Origin of the sequence: Microbacterium radiodurans, from assembly GCF_008710705.1 — a bacterium.
In the GTDB taxonomy this organism is placed as follows: domain Bacteria; phylum Actinomycetota; class Actinomycetes; order Actinomycetales; family Microbacteriaceae; genus Microbacterium; species Microbacterium radiodurans.
This window is the reverse complement of sequence record NZ_VYRZ01000001.1, coordinates 351139-371570: the sequence shown is the minus strand read 5'-3', so window position 1 is coordinate 371570 and position 20432 is coordinate 351139. Positions and strand designations below refer to the sequence as shown.

The window sequence follows — 20432 nt, the reverse complement described above, 5'->3', positions numbered from 1 at the left end:
ATGCACGTCGAGGTCGGGCCGGCCGCCGGTCGAGGTGATCGAATCCCATTTCTTCTCTCTATTTCTCGTCTTCTTCATCTCCGCTGTGGAAACTGTGGACAACCGACGCGATCGCGGGCGGGAGTAGGGAACCACACGTTTGTAACTTGTGAACCGGCTGCGGATGACCGTCGACGGGAAGAGTTCGGACGAGGGGGCCGTGCGGAGCGCCGTCCACAGGACGAAGGGAATTCGCTCACATCTTTTCGGCGGGTTCGGAAAGTTATCCACAGCTTTTCCACACTGTGAAGAACTGCATGATGGGGCGTCGGCCCGGCCACTGTCAAACCGAACGCTGGCGGGCGTGTCGCGCCGTTGTGCGACGCGGTCGTCAGCGTCGCCCGAGCTGGGACGTGATCTCGGAGACCTGGTTGTAGATCGAGCGCCGCTCCTTCATGAGCTCGCTGATCTTCTTGTACGCGTACATGACCGTGGTGTGGTCGCGGTTGCCGAAGAGCTGTCCGATCTTGGGCAGCGACAGGCTCGTGCGCTCACGGCAGAGGTACATGGCGATCTGTCGTGCGGTGGCGACAGCCTGCGAGCGGCTCGAACCGTAGAGGTCGTCGACCGACAGGCGGAAGTACTGCGCGGTCGCGGTGATGATGTCGGTCGGGGAGATGACGTTGGCGTCATCCTGATCCACGATGTCGCGGAGGACCGTCTGCGCGAGCGAGATGTCGAGCGTCGATCGGTTGAGGCTCGAGAACGCGGAGACCCGGATGAGCGCGCCTTCGAGTTCGCGGATGTTCGACGACACCTTCGTCGCGATGTACTCCAGCACCTCGTCGGGGACGAGCAGCCGCTCGGACTGCGCTTTCTTGCGGAGGATCGCGATACGGGTCTCGAGGTCGGGCGCCTGCACGTCGGTGATCAGACCCCACTCGAAGCGGCTGCGCATGCGGTCCTCGAACCCCGTGAGGTGACGCGGCGGCAGGTCGCTCGTGATCACGACCTGCTTGTCGTGGTCGTGCAGGGTGTTGAACGTGTGGAAGAACGCCTCCTGCGTCTCAGCCCGACCCTGCAGGAACTGGATGTCGTCGATCAGCAGGATGTCGACCTCGCGGTAGCGAGCCTGGAAGGCCGAGCCACGGTTGTTGGCGATCGAGTTGATGAAGTCGTTGGTGAACTCTTCGCTGGAGACGTATCTCACGCGGACGCCGGTGTACAGGTTGAGCGCGTAGTCGCCGATGGCGTGCAACAGGTGCGTCTTGCCGAGACCCGAGTCGCCGTAGATGAACAGCGGGTTGTACGCCTTCGCGGGTGCTTCGGCGACGGCGACGGCGGCCGCGTGGGCGAATCGGTTCGACTGTCCGATGACGAAGTTGTCGAACGTGTACTTCGGGTTCAGCCGGGTGTCGTGTCGGGATGCCGAGACCGGCGTCTCGACGTACTCCTCGCCGGCGGGGCGCAGCGGAGCGGGCGCGGAGGCCGACTGCACCGGGATCGGAGCGGTCAGATGGGTGTCGGCGAGCTCCGGATTCACGACGACGCGATAGCTCGAGGCAGCCGGCTCGACGTGGACGTGGGCGAGCGCCTCCATGATCGGTGCGCGCAGACGCTTGTTGAGCTGCGCGGCCGTCAGGTCGTTCGGGACGTCCAGGTACAGCGTCCCGCTCATGACGCCCTGAGCGACGGCGAGGGAGAGGAAGCCCTGCATCTGCGGGGTGACGCGCTCGTCGTCGGCCAGCAGATCGAGGACGGCGGACCAGACCGGGACGTCCGGGAGATCGTGCTGAGCCAAAGGTTCCCCCGCGAGTGATCGATACTTCTCCACACAGCGAGCCCGATTTCTGGGGATAACTGTGGATAACTGACCGTGACACGCTAGTCAGGTGGCACCGACAGCGCAAAATCCACTGTAGATCCGGCCCGCGTGTCGCCGCCAGCGCCTGTGGACGGCGGTGGATAATTGCCCGTTCGCCGGTCCTCGGTTTGAGTTACCGGGCGGTGCGACGTACCCTTAGTCGGTTGACTTATGCCCGTACGGGCAGTCCTGTAACCCGTGTCCCCGGTCTCAAGCGTTCGGGCGACCCCCGATCCGGAGTGATCCTCATGAGCAAGCGTACGTTCCAGCCCAACAACCGCCGCCGCGCCAAGAAGCACGGCTTCCGCGCCCGCATGCGCACCCGTGCCGGCCGCGCCATCCTGTCGGCGCGCCGCTCCAAGGGCCGCACCGAGCTCTCTGCCTGACGCAGCTCTCAGTGCTGGCGCGCGGGAATCGGATCACGCGCGGGGCGGAGTACAAGGCCGTCGTCCGCGGAGGTGCACGGTGTGCCGGAGCGCACACCGTGACCTATGTGGTTTCGAGCGGCTCGGATCGTCCGCCTCGGTTCGGTTTCATCGTCAGCAAGCAGGTCGGATCAGCCGTCGTGCGCAACACCGTGCGCAGACGGCTGAAGGCCGTCTGCGCGGAGGCGATGGCGGAGATGCCCGAGGGCGTCGAGGTCGTCATCCGCGCGCTGCCGGCGGCTGCCGCATCCGATTTCTCGAGTCTTCGGGACGAGGTGACCAGGTGTCTGCGACGGCGAGCCACGCGATGAGCTGGACCACGCTGCCGGCGGCATCGACGGGCGATGGCCGGATGCACGCGCACGCACTCGTCCGATCAGTGCCGCTTCTGCCCCGTAACCTGGGGATTTCGGTGCTTCATGTCTACCGGTCGGTGATCTCGCCCCTGTACGGGGACGTGTGCAAGTACTACCCGAGCTGCTCCGCGTACGCCGTCGGCGCCGTGCAGCAGCACGGTCTGATCGCTGGAACCGCCCGGACCGCCGCGCGACTCGCTCGGTGCCATCCCTGGGCTGCGGGCGGCGTCGACGACGTCCCCTCCTCGCGCCATTTTCGCCACAAGCTGACCAGGCACGGTTTCGTCGTGCCGATGAGAAAGGACTGATCCGTGCTGGATCTCTTCCTCGCCGCCACGCCGACTCCGGCCGTTCCGACGCCCACGACACCGCCGCCCGGTGGTGCCGACTTCTTCAGCACGATCATGTGGCCCTTCAAGTGGCTGGTCGAGGCGATCCTGGTCTTCTGGCACTCGATCTTCACCGCGATCGGGATGCCGGCTGCCGCCGGTGCGACGTGGGTGCTGTCGATCATCGGTCTCGTCATCGTCGTGCGCTCGGCCCTGATCCCGCTCTTCGTGCGCCAGATCAAGAGCCAGCGGAAGATGATGGAGCTCGCGCCGGAGATGCGCAAGATCCAGGAGAAGTACCGGGGCAAGCGCGATCAGCTGTCGCGCGAGGCCATGAGTCGCGAGACCATGGCCCTGTACAAGAAGCACGGGACGACGCCGGTATCGAGTTGCCTGCCGCTTCTCGTGCAGATGCCCATCCTGCTCGGCATGTTCTACACCTTGAGCGATGTGAAGAAGCACGCCGAGTGGGGCGTCGGCGGCGTCGGCCTGCTGAACACCGAGTTGACGAAGCAGTTCTACGACGCGCAGCTGTTCGACGAGGCGCCGCTGCACACCAACATGATCGACGCGATCGGCCAGGGCGAGACGTTGACCGTCGTCATCCTCGTCATCCTCGTCGTGCTGATGATCGCGTCGCAGTTCATCACGCAGCTGCAGATCATCTCGAAGAACCTGTCCCCCGAGGCCAAGACCGGCCAGGCGTACCAGATGCAGAAGATCATGCTCTACGTCCTGCCGCTGGCGTTCATCTTCTCGGGTGTGTTCTTCCCGCTCGGCGTCGTCATGTACTGGTTCACGTCCAACATCTGGACGATGGCGCAGCAGTTCATCGTGATCCGCAACCTGCCGACCCCGGGGTCCGAAGCCGCGAAGGCTCGTGAGGAGCGTCTGGCGCGCAAGGGCAAGGCGCTCGATGCCAAGGGTCGTGTCATCTCGATGGAGAAGTACGAGGCCGAGCAGCAGCGCCTGCTCGAAGAGGCCGAACGAGCACGGGCCGCGCAGCCCAAGCGACAGCAGCCCAAGGGCAAGCAGCGCGCGAAGAAGGATGCGCAGCGCGGCGGCTCCACCGGGTCCACCAACTCCTGACCGTCCGGCTCTCGACTTTTCTCGCGAGGATCCCATGAGCAACCACATCGACGCCGCCGCCGACGAGCGCATCGACCCGACCATCGAGGAGCTCGAGCAGGAGGGGGATATCGCCGCCGACTACCTCGAGGGACTGCTCGACATCGCCGACATCGACGGCGATCTCACTCTCGACGTCCGCGCGGGACGTGCGTATGTGTCGGTCGAGGCCGACGACGCGGCGTCGCTGCGTCCGCTCTCGAACCCGGATGTCGTTCAGGCCGTCCAGGAGCTGACGCGCATCGCGGTGCAGACCAAGACGGGACGCTTTTCGCGCCTGATCCTCGACATCGGGGGGTCGCGCGATACGCGCCGGCAGGAGCTCGAGCGACTCGTCGACCGCGCGGTGGAGCGTCTGTCCGACGGGGCTTCGCAGGCTTCGCTCCCCGCGATGTCCAGTTATGAGCGCAAGCTCGTGCACGACATCGCTGCCGAGCGCGGTGTGATCTCCGAGTCGTATGGAGAGGGTGCCGACCGTCACACGGTCATCCGCCATGGCTGATGTTTCACGTGAAACATCCGTCGAGGTCGAGCCGGATGTCGCGGCGCACTTCTTCGGCGAACGTCTCCCCCTCGCGCGACGGTTCGCCGCGTCTCTCGCGGCGCACGGCGAGGAACGCGGGCTGATCGGCCCCCTCGAACTGCCGCGTCTCTGGAGTCGCCACATCATCAACTGCGCCGCCGTGGCGCCGCTGTTCTCCGGTCGGGTAGGCGACGTCGGATCCGGCGCCGGCCTCCCGGGGCTCGTTCTCGCGATCGCACGGCCCGACGTGGAATGGGTGCTGATCGAGACGATGGAGCGCCGTGTTGCGTGGCTCACGGAGCAGGCGGCGGATCTCGAGCTCGACAACGTCGAGGTACTCCGGACCCGGGCCGAAGAGTGGAATCGCGGTCCGTCACTCGACGCGGTGACCGCCCGGGCTGTCAGTGCGCTGCGCACGCTCATCCCGATCACAGCACCGCTCGTCCGGGACGGCGGCGAACTCATCCTGCTCAAAGGCGCCAACGCTGCGTCTGAGATCGATGCTGCTGAGAAGCAGATCCGTCGTTTCCGGCTGTCTCATGTGCGCGTCGAAACTGTCGGCGACTCGCTGCTGCCAGAGCCGACACGCATCCTGCGCGCTACTGTCCGATGATGTTTCACGTGAAACACATCTCTGCTGACAGATTCGTCTGGCGCCGATGACGGCGTCTGTTTCACGTGAAACATCCGCCGCACAGGTCTGCGTTTCACGTGAAACATCGATCCGCTTGATCTCTAGAGTTGAGAAGACCCCGAGGAGCTGATGTGGTGACACCCCCCGAATCCCCCGGCAGTTCTCTATCGTTCGAGTCTCCGCTCGCGCGTGAGCTGGCCGATCTCAGCGCCCGCCGGCGCGCGCTGCAGAACCTCTCGATCGACTTCACCGGCGAAACCCGCGTGATCACCGTCTCGAACCAGAAGGGCGGTGTCGGGAAGACGACCACAGCCGTCAACCTCGCCGCAGCACTCGCGTCGCTCGGAGCTCGCGTTCTCGTCATCGACCTCGACCCGCAGGGGAATGCGTCGACAGCGCTCGGTGTCCCCCACAACGCGGATGTCCCCAGCGTCTACGACGTTCTCATCGACCAGGAGCCCTTGGCGGATGTCGTTCAGACGAGTCCGGAATCGCCGAATCTGCTGTGCGCGCCCAGCACGATCCACCTCGCGGGGGCCGAGATCGAACTCGTGTCGCAGGTCGCACGCGAGCATCGACTGCGCTCGGCGCTCGAGCAGTACCTCGCGACCGCAGACGCACAGGTCGATTTCGTCATCATCGACTGCCCGCCCTCCCTCGGGTTGCTGACGATCAACGCCTTCACGGCTGCGCACGAACTGCTCATCCCGATCCAGTGCGAGTACTACGCGCTGGAGGGCCTGAGCCAGCTGCTCGGCAACGTGTCGATGATTCAGAAGCACCTGAACTCGACACTCCGACTCTCGACGATCCTCCTCACGATGTACGACGGGCGAACCCGTCTCGCGCAACAAGTCGCCGACGAGGTGCGGCAGCACTTTCCGAACGAGGTCCTCGGAACGGTCATTCCGCGCTCGGTGCGCGTGTCGGAGGCACCGAGCTTTGGGCAGACGGTGATCGCCTACGATGGTCAATCGGCCGGAGCGGTCGCGTATCGCGAGGCTGCTGTGGAGATCGCTCGACGCGCTGAAGGATCGGCGACGGAACGCCATGAAGAAGGAGACGCCTGATGGCCAAGCGAACCGGACTCGGCCGAGGCATCGGCGCGCTCATCCCGACATCGGAGCCGAACGAAAGCCGTCCCGTCGACGTGTTCTTCCCCGGCGCGCCTGTCGTCGCTCCCGAGCAGACCTCCGCGCAGGCGGTGGCGTCCGATGAGCCCGAGCTCGTCGCCGTTCCGGGAACCACACTCATCCAGGTGGACCCGAACGAGATCGTTCCGAATCCTCGCCAGCCGCGCACGAACTTCGACGCGGACGACCTCGCCGAGCTGGTCCATAGCGTTCGAGAGTTCGGTGTCCTCCAGCCCGTCGTCGTCCGCACGAACGAAGACGGCAAGTACGAGCTCATCATGGGCGAACGGCGGACGCGCGCGGCGCGCGAGGCCGGCCTCGCGACCATCCCGGTCATCGTTCGCGACACCGCTGACGAGAATCTGCTGCGCGACGCGCTCCTCGAGAACCTCCATCGTTCGCAGCTCAATCCGCTCGAAGAGGCGTCGGCCTACCAGCAGCTCCTCGAGGATTTCGGAATCACTCAGGAAGAGCTCGCCACGCGCATCGGGCGATCGCGTCCGCAGATCAGCAACACCATCCGGCTGCTCCGCCTGCCGGTGCCCGTCCAGCAGCGTGTCGCGGCCGGAGTCCTGAGCGCCGGTCACGCGCGTGCGATCCTCGCTGTGGGCGAAGACGACGGGATGCAGCGGCTCGCCGACAAGATCATCAATGAAGACCTGTCGGTGAGGGCTGCCGAGGCGGCTGCGAAGACGATCGAAGCGGCCGGAACGCGGCGTTCGGCTCCGAAGGCCGGGGGAGTGCGAGCGCACCTCGACGATGTCGCCGAGCGCCTCGGAGACCGTCTCGACACGAAGGTGCGGATCTCGCTCGGAGTCAGAAAAGGCCAGGTCGTGATCGATTTCGCAACGATTCAGGATCTCAATCGGATCCTCGAGGAGCTGGATGAGCCGGAGTACGGGTCGCGCTGATCCCCCTGCGGACGGAACCCGTGATGTCCGCCCGGACGCGTACCCTTGAGTGGTGAGTCCCGATCGAACGCCGCCCCGAGCGAGCCTCGAACTGCTGCGTGCCGAGGCATCCGACGAGCTCTCGGTTCTCATCGAGGAGCGGCTGCGGCGAGGCGAGGACCCGTGGGAGTTCATGGAGGAGCTCCCCACGGTCGATGAGCTCGTCGTGCTGACCCTGCGTGCCGAGAACATCGCCGCCTACGGCGGAGGTCGCCCCAGCATCGCGCGCAACGATCGCGTCCTCCGCCAGATCGCGTTCGACCATCCGCCGCTGGCGCGGGCGGTCTGGCGTCTTCTCGGCAGCGAACCTCACCGGCGGTGGGATCTCGGCACCCGAGCCGACGCTTCCTGACGCGCATGCCCGCGGCGCATCGCACGTCTCGGGCGAACGGAAGAGCCCGGCCGGACTGGTGTCCGACCGGGCTCGAGAACCGGGGGCGGGTTCAGCCGATGTAGGTGGCGAGATCCTGCTCGAGGGCGAACTTGGGCTTGGCGCCGATGATCGTCTTCTCGACCTCGCCCTTGTTGAAGACCTTCATCGCCGGGATGGAGGTGATCTGGTACTGCATCGCGAGATTGGGGTTCTCGTCGACGTTGAGCTTCAGGACCGTGATCTTCTCGGGGTGCTCGGTAGCGATCTCATCGAGGATGGGTCCGACCATGCGGCACGGACCGCACCATGCGGCCCAGAAGTCGACGAGGACGGGCCCGTCGGCGTCGAGGACGTCCTGCTGCCAGGTGCTCTCGGTCGTTGCCTTGGCGGTCATGTTCGATCTCCTTAGAAAGAGTGTCGCCTACGTCAACGACGGCGGCGGGGGAATTGTTCCGGTCAGACGTTCTCAGTCTCGGCGACGAGGGATTCGAGGCCCTCGTCGGGGCGACCGTGGAGCGGCGACGCGTCGGGCGCCGGCTCCGAGGCCTCACCGAGAGCCGCGAGATAGTGCTCGACGTCGAGTGCGGCGACGGTGCCGCTGCCGGCGGCCGTCACAGCTTGACGGTACGTGGGGTCGATGACGTCGCCCGCAGCGAAGACGCCGGGCACCGACGTGCGCGAGGAGCGGCCATCGACCCAGACGGTGCCGTGCTCGGTGAGATCGAGCGACCCGTGGACCAGGTGCGTACGCGGGTCGTATCCGATCGCGACGAAGATGCCGTCGAGCGGGAGCTCGCGGGTCGACCCGTCGACCGTGTCGCGGAGCACGACGCCCGTGACGGCCTCGTCGCCGAGGATGTCGGCCACTTCGCTGTTCCAGACGAACTCGATCTTGTCGTTCTTGATCGCGCGGTCCTGCATGATCTTCGACGCGCGCAGCTCGTCGCGGCGGTGGATGACGTAGACCTTCGACGCGAACTTCGTCAGGAAGGTCGCCTCCTCCATGGCGGAATCGCCGCCGCCGACCACCGCGATGACGCGCTCGCGGAAGAAGAAGCCGTCGCAGGTGGCGCAGTACGACACGCCCCGGCCGGAGAGGCGGGATTCGCCCTCGATGCCGATCTTGCGCGGGGCCGAGCCCGTGGCGAAGACGAGGCTCTCAGCCTCGTGCGTGGCGCCGCTTCCGAGCGTCACCTTCTTGATCGGCCCGTCGATGTCGAGCTCGACGACGTCGTCGTAGAGGACCGTCGTGCCGAACTTCTCGGCCTGCTCCTGCATCTTCGTCATGAGGTCGGGCCCCATGACGCCCTCGGGGAAGCCGGGGAAGTTCTCGACCTCGGTGGTGTTCATGAGCTCGCCGCCCGCTTCGACCGAGCTGGCGACGAGCAGCGGCTCCAGGTTCGCCCGGGCCGCGTAGATCGCGGCGGTGTAGCCCGCCGGGCCGGAACCGATGATGATGACCTGTCGCACGTGGACATCCCTTTCTGGGGTGGTGAATCCGCGTCGCGGATGCCCCGACACGTCAAACCCATGGTAGCCGCGGGGCATTCCCGACTGGGGTGGCAGGGGAGGGCTGTCAGCGTCGGCGGAATCTCCGGAGGGCCCGTCCGGCCACGGCGAGCTCGGGGGCGCGCAGGATGGCAAGGATGCACACGTAGACGCCGAGCGCGGTGACGCCGACGATCGCGCCGCCGAGAAGAGCGGCCTCCCGTGACTGGAGGGGCCATCCGGTCGGGCCGCCGAAGGCGACGATGACTCCCCATCCCGCGGCGGCGGCCGGCACGCCCGCGATGACGAACCGCGCGACGGCTCGGACGGCGCCCCCGAGCCCGAGCACGCCGATCTTCCGCCGCAGCAGGGCGACGGCGAGGACGAGCTGCACGATGTTGGCCAGGGACTGACCGAGTGCGATGCCCACGGCGAGCTGCTCGACGGGGAGCGTCAGGTATGCGGTGAGCGCTGTCGCCGCGACGAGGATCGCCTGCACGAGCGTGAAGACGAAGGGTGTGCGGGTGTCCTGGTGAGCGTAGAAGGTCCGCTGCAGCACGAACTGGAACGACAGCGGAAGCAGCGCCACCAGGTATGCCGCGAGGACCCAGGCGAACGAGACCGCCGTCTCGGGACCGGTGGTGAACACCCGGGATATGGGAAGGATCGCCGCGATCACGGCGGCGAGAGCGCCGACCATGAAGATCCCGATCGTACGCGTCGCCGAATCGAGGTCCGCGCGGAGAGCGTCCGGGCGATTCTGCGCGACGTGCTCGCTCAGGCGCGTGAAGTAGGGCGTGCCGATGGAGAGCACGATCACGGAGAACGGCAGCATGAAGACGAGCCACGCGTACTGCATCGCCGCGACCGACGCGCCCGAGCTCGACGCCGCGCTCACGAGCGTCGTCTGCACGAGGCCGGCGAGCTGACCGGCCACGACCATCAGGAAGGTCCACCCGGCGAGGCGTCCGATGTGACGGAGGCCGATCCCGCGCCAGGCGAAGTCCGGCCGGACGTGCAGACCGGCGCGTCGCCAGAAGAACAGGAGAACGGCGGCTTGGGCGATGATGCCCAGCGTCGCCGTCCCGGCGATGACCGCGACCATCGTCGGTGTCCAGCCGACGACGCCCTCTTGGACGCCGAAGAGCCAGATGAACGCGAGGAAGCCGATGATCGAGACGACGTTGTTGACGATCGGCGACCAGGCGAATGGGCCGAACACCCCGCGCGCGTTGAGAATCTCGCCCAGGAGGGCGTACATGCCGTAGAACAGCAGCTGCGGCAGGCACCAGTAGGCGAAGGCGAGCGTCAGAGCCGATGCCTCCGGGCCGAGGCGGGAACCGAAGGCGAAGACGAGCAGGGGCGCTGCGACGACGGCGATGACGGTCGCCGCGAACAGGGCGGTCAGACCGAGCGTCAGCAGCTTCGACACGAAGGCGCTGCCGCCGTCGCGGTGCTTCGCGGCCTGGATGATCTGCGGCACGATGACGCCCGCGAGCAGACCCGACGAGATGATCGCGTAGATGTTGTTCGGCAGCTGATTCGCGATCGCGAAGGCGTCCGCGGCGCCGCCGGTCGCGTTGGACGCGATGACCGGCAGTGCCGCGGCGAGCACGACGTTGCGGACGAGGCCGGTGATGCGCGAGACGAGGGTGCCGGCCGCGACGGTCGCTCCGGCTCGGCCGATACCGCTCACACGCTCTCCTTCGGCGTGGCCCGGCGACGCCTGACCTTGATGATGGTGCGGACGATCCCGCCCGCGAGCAGCACGACGACGATGACGACGACGGCCGTGATGCCCACCGATTCCCATTCGGCCCGCACGGTCAGGCTGATGAGCTCGGTCGACCCGATCGGCACCATCGCCGCACTGAGCAGCCGGAGCTGAAGATCCGTCTCGCCGCTGCCGACGCGCGCCTCGACGGGCACGTCGACGCGCGTGTTCTGCTGAGCGCCGGCTTCGACCGTCGTGCTCCGCTGGACGATGAGGCGCGGATCGTCGGTCTCCGCCAGGAGCACGACCGAGACGGGCCAGGGCAGGTCGTTGCGAACGGTGACCGAGATGGGCGCACTGGTGGCCAGGAAGTTGATGGTGCCCGGGTTCGCGATGCCGATCGAGCCGAGCGTCGTCGTCGTCGCGGCGTCGTGATCGGATGCCGCCACGCGCCACGCCTCGAGGTCCGAGAACCAGCCGTTGCCCATCACCTGGAGGATCGACGTGCGCTCGCGGGCGGTCAGCTGATCGGGTTCGACGAGGGCGGTGGCGAATCTCGCGAGGTCGGCCTCACGGTCGAGGAACCCGGTGAGCGCGGAGACACGGTCCTCGGCGGCGGCGACGGCGGCGACCTCGACCGGCACCGGTGCGGCGGACCGCAGCTCGGTCAGTGAGGCCGGCACCGCCGCGGGGGTCGACGTCACCGTCGTGATGGCGGCTCGGAGCGAGGCCTGATCGACGGCGGCGGGCCGGTCGATCGCCGCGAGGAGCGGCGCATCGCCGCGCAGGGACGTGAGCGCCGTGGCCGCCGCCAGTCGCGCTGACCGCTCCGTCGCGTCCGTCTGAGCGGCAGCGGCGGTCAGCTCGCGTGAGACCGTGTCGTCGTACACGAGGAGGTCCGCCGAGCCCGCGACGGCGCGGACGGCGGCCGCGGCGCCCGGCGTCGTCGAACCGGGCACGAGACTGAGCGCCGCCGCATCCGGTCCGGCCTGCGCGTCGATCGCCGCGACGACGTCGCCGCCGGCAGTGCCGGTGGCGGGCCAGAAGACGTCGGATGCCGTCGTCTCGATGCCGCCGACCGACAGCAGGGCGCCGGTCTCGGGCACCGTCGGTGCGGCGCTCGAGCCGCTCACGCGGAAGTCGGCCGGATCGGCGTACGGGGAGAGTGTCGTCGGCTGGAGGGGACCGGGCAGGCCCGCGTGGATCTGCACGGCGAGGTCGGCGTCGCCGAACTGCAGCGCGAATCGCTCGTTCGGCAGGCCCATGAGGGAGTCGAGCCAGTCGCGCGCGCTCTCGGGCGCGGACGACCCGAGCACGCGGATGGCCGCGGTGACGGCGGGGTCGACGGCGAGGATCGCGGGCGTCCCGGTGACCGCCCCGAGGATCTCGGTCAGCTCGCCGTCGGGCGCGGTCAGCTCGCCGAGCTCCGCGCTCGTCAGCAGTCCCGTCTCGCGGGCCGGCGCGGTCACCGGCACGACGATGCCGACGGTCCGCGGCGCGGCGTCGGGCCGGGCGACGGTGAGCACGGTGCGCGCGACCTCGCCCGCGCCGGAGACGAGGATCGGATAGACACCGGGAGGAAGGTCGCCGAGGCTCTCGGCGGTGACACCGATGCCGGTGGTGCGTTCGTCGCCGGCGCCGAGATCGTCCGTATCCGCACGCGCGACCTCGTCGAACGCGCGTCCCTCGGCCGGGTCGACGCCGCTGTCGGGGCTGAGCCAGCCGGCGACCTCGGCGTCGGAGGCGAGCGGCGTGCGCGAGAGGGAGACGACGGTGGCGCCGGCCGGGACCTCGCGGGCGGTGTCGTTCCGGACCCGCACCGAGAACGCCGGCTCGGCGCCGAGGGCGACCAGACCGGTGCCGGTCGGCGACGCGCTCAGGACGACCGTTCCGCTCGGGGTCGGCGATGGGGTGGGTGTCGGTGCGGCTGCGACGGCGGGGGGCGATCCGAGCATCCCGCCGCCGACGATCAGGAGACCGGTGACCAGGAGGCCGGTGATCGCGGCGCGCCCGCTCCGCGCCGCGCTGCCGCGGCGGGCGCGTGCGAAGGGACGCGCGAGCTCGCGTGCGCGGGAGCGGCCGGAAGCGGCGGGAGTATCGGTCATGGCGAGAGTCGACGCGGTGCGATGCCTGGCCGCACGGTCGCACCGAGTCTAGAGCGGGCTCGCTGTGCGTCATCCGAGGCGAGCCGTCGACGCGGTTGAATGGTCGGGTGAACGCGCATCCCCATCCCGCACACTGCGACGCCCTCGCGACCGATCTGGCGGCGGCGGGCTACCGCGCCGACGCGGTCCGCGAACTGTGGGGCCCGATGGTCGACAGGGCGGTCGGACACGGACTCACCGGTCCGGCACGGCGTGTGCTCGACGGTCGCGACGACCCCCTCGCGGTCGTGACCGGACTGCTGTTCCTGGGCGTCCCGGCGTCCATCGCGGCCGTGGATGCGGCCCTGCCGACGGTGCGGGCGGAGGGCCTCGTCCAGCTGGACCTCGCTCACGTCGACGGTGGCCTCGTCGTGCCCGATGCGCTCGTCCGCCCGCAGGACGTGAGCGACGCCGCGGGCGAGGGCCACTGGTGGGTAGCGAGCGACCTCGACGAGGCAGCCGTCGGCGGCCCGCTGCCGACCGGGCACGTGCTCGGCGTCGGCGGCGCATCGCTCACCCTCGCCGGGCTGCAGCTCACCTCGCGGACGGAACGCGTGCTCGATGTGGGAACCGGATGCGGCATCCAGGCGCTCCGGGCCCGGCGCACGGCCGACACGGTGGTCGCCACCGACATCTCGGAGCGAGCCCTCGCCTTCACGCGCCTCAACGCGCGTCTGAACGGCGTCACCGGCATCGAGACCCGTGGCGGCAGCCTGTTCGAGCCCGTCGCCGGTGAGGAGTTCGACCGCGTGGTCTCGAACCCGCCCTTCGTCATCACACCGCGTGTCGACGGCGTTCCGGCGTACGAGTACCGCGACGGCGGCATGGCCGGCGACGACCTCGTCGCCTCGTTCGTCCGCGGCGTCGGCGCCGTGCTCGCGCCGGGCGGGGTCGCACAGCTGCTGGGCAACTGGGAGTACCGCGCCGACGAAGACGGTCTCGACCGCGTCCGCACCTGGGTGGCAGAGTCGCCCGTACCTCTGGACGCGTGGATCATCGAGCGCGAGCAGCTCGACCCGCTCGCGTATGCCGAGCTCTGGGTGCGCGACGGCGGGACCGCGCCGGGATCGCCCGCATACGCTCCGCTCGTCCAGGCGTGGCTGGACGACTTCGCCGAACGGGGAGTGACGGCAGTCGGCTTCGGCTACCTGGTGCTGCGCCGCGCCGACGAGCCGACCCTCGCACGGTACGAACGCGTCGGCGGCGCGATCGCCGGAGCCCTCGGCCCGCACATCGACACGGCGCTCGCGACCTCGACGGTGCTCTCGTCCATGACCGACGACGAGCTGGATGCCGCGATCCTCCGCGTCGCCGCGGACGTGACCGAGGCGCGCCACCACCTGCCCGGCGTCGAGGCACCCCAGGTCATCGAGCTGCGGCAGGGCGGCGGCTTCGGCCGCATCCTCGACGTGGATCCGGCGCTCGCGGCGCTCGTCGGCGCGTGCGACGGCGATCTGCCCGTCGGCGTGCTGGTGGCGGCGATCGCCGACCTGCTCGAGGCGGATGCGGCGGCGCTCCGCGCCGATCTGCTCCCCCGCGTGCGCGAGCTGCTCTTCACCGGGTTCCTGCAGCTCGTCGGCTGACCACGGGCCGGCCGACGCACCAGCCGGGGCCAGCCGGGCGCGGCGGGTAGGCTCGATCCCATGCTGAACATGGCCGAGGGTGTCGCGCGCCTGGGCGCCCTGGCGGCATCCCCGGTCGTCTCCGCGCTCGCCGACGCGTTCGCGGCGGCGGGATACGAGCTCGCGATCGTCGGCGGTCCGGTGCGCGATGCGCTCCTCGGACGTCCCACGAACGATCTCGATTTCACCTCGAACGCCCGACCCGACGACATCCTGCGCATCGTCGAGCCGCTCGCGACCGCCACGTGGGACATCGGCCGCGCCTTCGGCACGATCGGCGCGAAGGTGCGCGGCGAATCGGTGGAGATCACGACCTATCGCGCCGACAGCTACGACGGGGTCACCCGCAAGCCGACCGTGGAGTTCGGCGACACGCTCGAGCAGGATCTCGCGCGGCGCGACTTCACCGTCAACGCGATGGCTCTGCGCGTTCCCGGCCCCACGCTCGTCGATCCCGCGGGAGGCGTCGAGGACCTCGTCGCGCGCTCGCTGCGCACTCCCGGCGATCCCGCCGTGAGCTTCGGCGACGACCCGCTCCGGATGCTGCGCGCCGCCCGTTTCGCGTCGCAGCTCGGGTTCTCGGTGACCGATGACACCCGGGCGGCGATGAGCGAGCTCGCCGGCACCCTCTCGATCGTGAGCCCCGAGCGCATCCAGGGCGAGCTCGTGAAGCTCCTGCGCACCGATGCGCCGGACGACGGCATCCGCCTGCTCGTCGACGCGGGGCTCATGCAACTCGTCATCCCCGAGGTGCCGGCGCTGCGCCTCGAGATCGACGAGCACCACCACCACAAGGACGTCTACGAGCACTCGCTCACGGTGCTGCGTCAGGCGATCGATCTCGAGCGGGAGCGTCACCCCGGCTCACCGCCCGATGTGGTCCTCCGGCTCGCCGCGCTCCTGCACGACATCGGCAAGCCCGCCACCCGCAAGCTCGAGCCCGGGGGCGGCGTGAGCTTCCACCACCATGACATCACGGGCGCGCGGCTCGCCCGCAAACGGCTGCAGGCGCTGCGCTTCGACTCCGACACGATCGCCTCGACGACCCGACTCGTCGAGTTGCACCTTCGCTTCTTCGGCTACTCCGAGGGCGCGTGGACGGACTCGGCCGTCCGACGCTACGTCCGGGACGCGGGCGGCGAGCTCGAGCGCCTGCACATCCTCACCCGCGCCGACGTGACGACGCGCAACAAGCGCAAGGCGTCGCGCTTGCGGACGGCTTACGACGACATCGAGCGCCGGATCGACGTGCTCGCCGCGGAAGAAGAGCTCAACTCCCTGCGTCCCGAGCTCGACGGCAACCGGATCCAGCAGATCCTCGGCATCGCTCCCGGGCGCGAGGTCGGCGAGGCGTACCGATTTCTCATGGACATCCGTCTCGACGAAGGCGTGATCGGCCCGGACGCAGCCGAGGAGCGGCTGCGCGCCTGGTGGGCCGCGCGCGGCTGACTCGTCTGCAGCGGCCGCGGCAGCGGCAGCGCTGACGCGCGCGTTCGACGGACCACCTACCGTTCGCGGGCGACGCGGCCTATCCTGGGGTCGCTCCTCACCGTCGATCGGAGTGCTGTGACATCGTCGTGGTCGACCGCGTGGGACACCGCTCCCGAGTCGTCCCGCCTGATGATCGAGCGCGCCCACGACGACCTCCTCGCCGGCAGCGATCGTCGACTCGCCGACATCCGCGGGCTCGTCCGCGACTCGTGGCGCCGTTCGATGGCGAACCTCGTCGGCGCCGAGACGCTGCCGCCGCTCGACCTCGACGACGACGCCCTCCGCGCCTACCGCGAGGCCCATCCGCTCGCCGGTGTCATGGACATGGTGCGGACACTCCTCCTGCCCGACGCCGATTCCGGGGTCGTCGTGGCCGTCGGGGATGCCGCGGGCAGGCTCCTGTGGGTCGAGGGCGACACCGGGGTGCGCACCCTCACCGGTGACGTGGGATTCGTGGCGGGAGCCGACTGGTCAGAAGGCGCCGTCGGCACGTCGGCACCGGGGACCGCCCTCCAGCTCGATCGATCCGTGCAGATCCGCGGCGCGGAGCACTTCAACCGCCTCGTGCAGCCGTGGTCGTGCACGGCGGCACCGGTGCACGACCCCGAGACACGAGGCCTGCTCGGGGTGATCGACGTCACCGGCCGGGATGCGGCGGCCACCCCGCAGGCGCGGCTGCTCGTCGATGCGGCGGCCCGCGCGATCGAGTCGCAGCTTCTCGTCGCTCGGCTGCGCGAGAGGACGACGCCCCGTCGCAGCACCCCCGGCGCCCGGCACCGTCCCGGCGTCACCGCGCAGCCGGCCGCGACCCTGCGGGTGCTCGGCCGCGATCGTGCGCTACTCGATGTCGCCGCAGCGGGCGTGACCCGCACGACCGAGCTCAGCGCCCGGCACACCGAGATCCTCCTCATGCTCGGTGCGAACCGGGAGGGGGTCTCGGCCGAACAGCTCGCCGAACTGGTCTACGGTGCGCCCGCCGTCGACAGCCTGCGACCCGAGATGGTGCGCCTGCGCCGGGTGCTGGAACGAGCGGCGCCCCAGCTCGTTCCGCTCTCCCGGCCCTATCGGCTGCCCATCGATCTCGAGACCGACGCCCAGAACGTCGTGTCGCTCCTCGGTCGCGGCGCGCATCGCGTCGCGCTCACCGCCTACGCCGGTCCCGTCCTGCCTCGATCGGATGCGCCCGGCGTCGACGAGCTGCGCACCCGCGTCCGCGAGACGCTCCGCGAGGCGCTGCTGGCCGAAGCCTCCCTCGACGTGATGCTCGCGTACCTCGACACGGCAGATGGCCGCGACGACGAGGACGCCCTGCGTCTGTGCCTACGACTCCTGCCGGCTCGGTCGCCGAAGCGGCCCGGCATCGTCGCACGCCTGAACAGCCTCGGCAACCCCCGCGGATGAGCGTTCTCCCCGCGTCGCCCTGCTGGCAGGATGGCGGTGTCGGCGAGAGGTGGGACGCGTGATCGGCACGATTCGAATGACCTGGACCGGGCTCGAATCCGCCGGCGTGGAACGGGCCACCATCGAGTATTCCGAGACCGGCATCCGCGCGGTCGCGCAGATCGAGGGCGGCGACTCCGCGTGCCGCTACGCGCTGAGCGTCGATGCCGACGGACGGACGAGCGGAGTCACGCTCGAATGCGGCGGCCGCGAGCTCCGGCTCGAGCGCACCGACGACGGCTGGAGCGTCGACGGCGAGCGGCGGCCCGACCTCGACGCCGCGGTCGACGTCGACATCACGGCCACCCCGCTCACGAACGCGTTGCCGATCAGGCGCCTCGGGCTGCGGATCGGCGGCGCGGCGGAGATCGAGACGGCGTGGGTCGCGGTCCCCGATCTGACCGTCGTCGTCGGGCGTCAGCGGTACACCCGTGTCGGACCCGCCGCCTACTGCTTCGAGTCCCTCGACAGCGACTTCCGGCGGACCATCCGTGTCGACGACGAGGGGTTCGTGCTCAGCTATCCGGGGCTGTTCGAACGCGTCACCGGATCATGACCGCCCCGAGAGGAGCCCGCCCCATGGCCGACCCAGCTTCGACCGACCCGGCCGCGTCCGATCCGCGCCCGTCCGATCTCCTGCGCACCCTCGCCCAGGCGCACGGCGTCGCGACCGAATACTGGTCGTTCTTCGGCGAGCAGGTGCACGTTCCTGCGAGCACGCTCCGCTCGGTGCTGACGGCGATGGGAGTCCCGGCCGCTGACGACGTCGAGGCCGCGGCCGCGCTCAGCGAGACCGAGGTCGCTCCCTGGCGGCGGCTGGTGCCGGCATCCGCCGTCGTCCGCTCGGGGTCCGGCACGATCCATCTCCACGTCGCCGACGGGCACGATGTGACGGTGACGGCGGTGCTCGAGGATGGATCGACGCGAGCGCTCGACATCCCCGTGCAGCAGCCCGTGGCCCGCACCGTCGACGGCGTGACGCGCTGGCGGGTGGCGGTGCCGGTGCCCGACGACATGCCCCTCGGGTGGCACGTGCTGCGGGCTCGGCAGACCGGCCCCACCGGGCCGTCGGAGGGCGAGGGTGCGCTCGTGGTGACCCCGGACCGCCTGCCCGAGCCGTCGGGGCGATCCGGCGGCCGGGCGTGGGGGCTCATGGCGCAGCTGTACTCGGTTCGGTCCGAGCGCTCCTGGGGGCTCGGCGACTTCGCCGACCTCGCCGACCTCGCGGCGGTCTCCGGTGCAGCGGGGGCCGACTACCTCCTGATCAATCCGGTGCACGCCGCCGAGGTGACGACTCCGATCGAGCCGTCTCCGTACCTGCCGTCGTCACGGCGATTCCTCGCGCCGCTCTACATCCGGCCGGAGCGGATTCCCGAATGGGCATATCTCTCCGAGCCCGACGCCGCCGCCGCGGTGGATGCGCGTCGTCCCCTCGCTGCGGGCGACCACGATGCCTCCCGCCTCGACCGCGACGCTGTCTGGGAGGCCAAGCGATCGGTGCTCGAACGCGTGTTCGCCGTGCCGCGGGGTGCCGCCCGTCAGGCGCGTCTCGACGAGTTCGCGCGACGCGAGGGCGCTGCGCTGCAGGACTTCGCGCTGTGGTGCGCCGTGCGCGAGTACGAGGTCGAGACCGGCCGGCGGCTTCCGGACGGCATCCGCATCGACGACCCTCGCGTGAACGAGCTGCGGACGCGGCTGCACGACCGCGTCGCCTTCCACGTCTGGCTGCAGTGGATCGTCGACGAGCAGCTCGCGGAGGCGGCGAGCTCGGCCGAGGCCGCCGGGATGTCCATCGGGATCATGCACGATCTCGCCGTCGGTGTGCACCGTCACGGGTCGGACGCGTGGTCGCTTCACGACATGTACGCGCCGGGGATCACGGTCGGCGCGCCGCCCGACATGTACAACCAGCAGGGCCAGACGTGGAACCAGCCGCCGTGGCTGCCGCGAGCACTCGCCGAGAACGCGTACACGCCGCTGCGCGACATGATCCGAGCGCTCCTCCGCCACGCCGGCGCGCTGCGCATCGACCACATCCTCGGGTTCTTCCGGCTCTGGTGGATCCCGGACGGTCTCGGACCCGGAGCGGGGACGTACGTGCGGTACGACCACGAGGCGATGATCGGCGTCCTCGCACTCGAGGCCCTCCGGGCAGATGCGGTCGTGATCGGCGAAGACCTCGGGCTCGTCGAGCCGTGGGTGCGCGACTACCTCGCCGATCGCGGGGTCCTCGGCACATCGGTGCTGTGGTTCGAGAGCGACGACGACGGGGGACCGCTCCCGCCCGAGCGCTATCGGCGGGCCGTCCTCGCAACGGTGAACACGCACGACCTGCCGCCGACGGCCGGCTACCTCGCGGGCGAACACGTCGCGCTGCGTGCGCGACTCGACCTGCTCACCCGACCCGAGAAGGACGAGTGGGCCGACTTCGAGGCGGAGCGCGACGGGATGCTGGCGGCGCTCCGCTCGCGCGGGCTCCTGGGCGACGATCCTTCCGAGACCGAGGTCATCGAGGCGCTGCACGTCTTCCTCGCGGCGGCTCCCTCGCAGCTCGTCGGGGTGTCGCTCGTGGACGCGGTCGGGGAGCGCCGGGTGCAGAACCAGCCGGGCACCGACACCGAGTACCCCAACTGGCAGATCCCGCTCGCGGGCCCCGACGGCGAGGTCGTCCTGCTCGACGATCTCGCCGACCTGCCGCGTTTCGCCGTTCTGGTCGAGTCCGTCCGTCGAGCGATGGCCTCGGGCGGCTCTCCGACGCAGCTCGACCTTCCGTCGTCATCGCAGGCGGACCCGCCGATGTCAACCCGGTAGGCGCTATCCGCCCTCCCGCGCCTACGGT

19 protein-coding genes are annotated in these 20432 nt (G+C 69.5%); 14 read left to right on the top strand and 5 right to left on the bottom strand.

Features of this window, described 5'->3' with window-relative positions; genetic code table 11:
* Nucleotides 1-370: 370 nt before the first annotated feature.
* Entirely contained in the window at nt 371-1780 is a 1410-nt protein-coding gene (dnaA, locus tag F6B42_RS01820) for a chromosomal replication initiator protein DnaA (protein WP_150417884.1), read from the bottom strand.
* 311 nt (nt 1781-2091) lie between these two features.
* Between dnaA and rpmH the strand changes: the two genes are divergently transcribed.
* The 9 genes from rpmH (at nt 2092) to F6B42_RS01775 (ending at nt 7673) form a co-directional block, all read left to right on the top strand.
* A complete protein-coding gene (gene rpmH / locus F6B42_RS01815) occupies nt 2092-2229 on the top strand; it encodes a 50S ribosomal protein L34 (RefSeq protein WP_064002918.1) in 138 nt (45 codons plus the stop codon).
* An 11-nt stretch (nt 2230-2240) separates the two neighbouring features.
* The gene (gene rnpA / locus F6B42_RS01810; protein ID WP_150417883.1) at nt 2241-2579 is read left to right on the top strand and encodes a ribonuclease P protein component; all 339 of its coding nucleotides are present in this window, start codon (nt 2241-2243) and stop codon (nt 2577-2579) included.
* Nucleotides 2576-2932 carry a membrane protein insertion efficiency factor YidD gene (gene yidD / locus F6B42_RS01805; protein WP_223878289.1) on the top strand — a complete coding sequence of 119 codons (357 nt, stop codon included), beginning with the start codon at nt 2576-2578 and terminating at the stop codon, nt 2930-2932. Before rnpA ends, yidD begins: the two co-directional genes overlap by 4 nt.
* Nucleotides 2933-2938: 6 nt before the next feature.
* Complete coding sequence (gene yidC / locus F6B42_RS01800) at nt 2939-4042, top strand: membrane protein insertase YidC (protein ID WP_150418625.1); 1104 nt, start codon at nt 2939-2941, stop codon at nt 4040-4042.
* A 34-nt stretch (nt 4043-4076) separates the two neighbouring features.
* On the top strand, nt 4077-4583 hold the full coding sequence (locus F6B42_RS01795) for a Jag family protein (protein WP_150417882.1): 507 nt from the start codon (nt 4077-4079) through the stop codon (nt 4581-4583).
* Entirely contained in the window at nt 4576-5217 is a 642-nt protein-coding gene (rsmG, locus tag F6B42_RS01790; RefSeq protein ID WP_150418624.1) for a 16S rRNA (guanine(527)-N(7))-methyltransferase RsmG, read from the top strand. The genes F6B42_RS01795 and rsmG overlap by 8 nt, the downstream gene beginning before the upstream one ends.
* A gap of 155 nt (nt 5218-5372) precedes the next feature.
* Entirely contained in the window at nt 5373-6308 is a 936-nt protein-coding gene (locus tag F6B42_RS01785; protein ID WP_317983588.1) for a ParA family protein, read from the top strand.
* Complete coding sequence (locus F6B42_RS01780) at nt 6308-7282, top strand: ParB/RepB/Spo0J family partition protein (RefSeq protein WP_150417880.1); 975 nt, start codon at nt 6308-6310, stop codon at nt 7280-7282. The genes F6B42_RS01785 and F6B42_RS01780 overlap by 1 nt, the downstream gene beginning before the upstream one ends.
* Before the next feature lie 52 nt (nt 7283-7334).
* Entirely contained in the window at nt 7335-7673 is a 339-nt protein-coding gene (locus tag F6B42_RS01775; RefSeq protein WP_396652434.1) for a tryptophan synthase subunit alpha, read from the top strand.
* 91 nt (nt 7674-7764) lie between these two features.
* On the opposite strand, the gene trxA is transcribed toward F6B42_RS01775, so the two are convergent.
* The 4 genes from trxA to F6B42_RS01755 all read right to left on the bottom strand — a co-directional run bounded on the left by trxA (nt 7765) and on the right by F6B42_RS01755 (nt 13001).
* On the bottom strand, nt 7765-8088 hold the full coding sequence (trxA, locus tag F6B42_RS01770) for a thioredoxin (RefSeq protein ID WP_150417878.1): 324 nt from the start codon (nt 8086-8088) through the stop codon (nt 7765-7767).
* A 62-nt stretch (nt 8089-8150) separates the two neighbouring features.
* Nucleotides 8151-9164, bottom strand: a complete 1014-nt coding sequence (gene trxB, locus F6B42_RS01765) for a thioredoxin-disulfide reductase (protein WP_223878288.1) — start codon at nt 9162-9164, stop codon at nt 8151-8153.
* Between the two features lie 106 nt (nt 9165-9270).
* A complete protein-coding gene (gene murJ, locus F6B42_RS01760) occupies nt 9271-10878 on the bottom strand; it encodes a murein biosynthesis integral membrane protein MurJ (RefSeq protein ID WP_150417877.1) in 1608 nt (535 codons plus the stop codon).
* Entirely contained in the window at nt 10875-13001 is a 2127-nt protein-coding gene (locus F6B42_RS01755; protein WP_150417876.1) for a DUF6049 family protein, read from the bottom strand. The genes murJ and F6B42_RS01755 overlap by 4 nt, the downstream gene beginning before the upstream one ends.
* Before the next feature lie 107 nt (nt 13002-13108).
* On the opposite strand from F6B42_RS01755, the gene F6B42_RS01750 reads away from it, so the two are divergent.
* From F6B42_RS01750 to malQ, 5 genes are all read left to right on the top strand, one after another.
* The gene (locus F6B42_RS01750) at nt 13109-14623 is read left to right on the top strand and encodes a DUF7059 domain-containing protein (protein WP_150417875.1); all 1515 of its coding nucleotides are present in this window, start codon (nt 13109-13111) and stop codon (nt 14621-14623) included.
* 60 nt (nt 14624-14683) lie between these two features.
* Nucleotides 14684-16111 carry a CCA tRNA nucleotidyltransferase gene (locus F6B42_RS01745; protein WP_150417874.1) on the top strand — a complete coding sequence of 476 codons (1428 nt, stop codon included), beginning with the start codon at nt 14684-14686 and terminating at the stop codon, nt 16109-16111.
* Nucleotides 16112-16228: 117 nt separating this feature from the next.
* Nucleotides 16229-17554 carry a GAF domain-containing protein gene (locus F6B42_RS01740; protein WP_150417873.1) on the top strand — a complete coding sequence of 442 codons (1326 nt, stop codon included), beginning with the start codon at nt 16229-16231 and terminating at the stop codon, nt 17552-17554.
* Nucleotides 17555-17630: 76 nt separating this feature from the next.
* A complete protein-coding gene (locus F6B42_RS01735) occupies nt 17631-18149 on the top strand; it encodes a putative glycolipid-binding domain-containing protein (RefSeq protein WP_150417872.1) in 519 nt (172 codons plus the stop codon).
* 23 nt (nt 18150-18172) lie between these two features.
* The gene (malQ, locus tag F6B42_RS01730) at nt 18173-20404 is read left to right on the top strand and encodes a 4-alpha-glucanotransferase (RefSeq protein ID WP_150417871.1); all 2232 of its coding nucleotides are present in this window, start codon (nt 18173-18175) and stop codon (nt 20402-20404) included.
* Nucleotides 20405-20432: the final 28 nt, after the last annotated feature.

Excerpts from the sequence above, each read along its gene's own strand:
- trxA (WP_150417878.1), bottom strand. The coding sequence starts at position 8,088 with ATGACCGCCAAGGCAACGACCGAGAGCACCTGGCAGCAGGACGTCCTC.
- F6B42_RS01795 (WP_150417882.1), top strand. The coding sequence starts at position 4,077 with ATGAGCAACCACATCGACGCCGCCGCCGACGAGCGCATCGACCCGACC.
- F6B42_RS01735 (WP_150417872.1), top strand. The coding sequence starts at position 17,631 with ATGACCTGGACCGGGCTCGAATCCGCCGGCGTGGAACGGGCCACCATC.
- F6B42_RS01745 (WP_150417874.1), top strand. The coding sequence starts at position 14,684 with ATGCTGAACATGGCCGAGGGTGTCGCGCGCCTGGGCGCCCTGGCGGCA.
- rpmH (WP_064002918.1), top strand. The coding sequence starts at position 2,092 with ATGAGCAAGCGTACGTTCCAGCCCAACAACCGCCGCCGCGCCAAGAAG.
- F6B42_RS01755 (WP_150417876.1), bottom strand. The coding sequence starts at position 13,001 with ATGACCGATACTCCCGCCGCTTCCGGCCGCTCCCGCGCACGCGAGCTC.
- F6B42_RS01780 (WP_150417880.1), top strand. The coding sequence starts at position 6,308 with ATGGCCAAGCGAACCGGACTCGGCCGAGGCATCGGCGCGCTCATCCCG.
- yidD (WP_223878289.1), top strand. The coding sequence starts at position 2,576 with ATGAGCTGGACCACGCTGCCGGCGGCATCGACGGGCGATGGCCGGATG.
- rsmG (WP_150418624.1), top strand. The coding sequence starts at position 4,576 with ATGGCTGATGTTTCACGTGAAACATCCGTCGAGGTCGAGCCGGATGTC.
- malQ (WP_150417871.1), top strand. The coding sequence starts at position 18,173 with ATGGCCGACCCAGCTTCGACCGACCCGGCCGCGTCCGATCCGCGCCCG.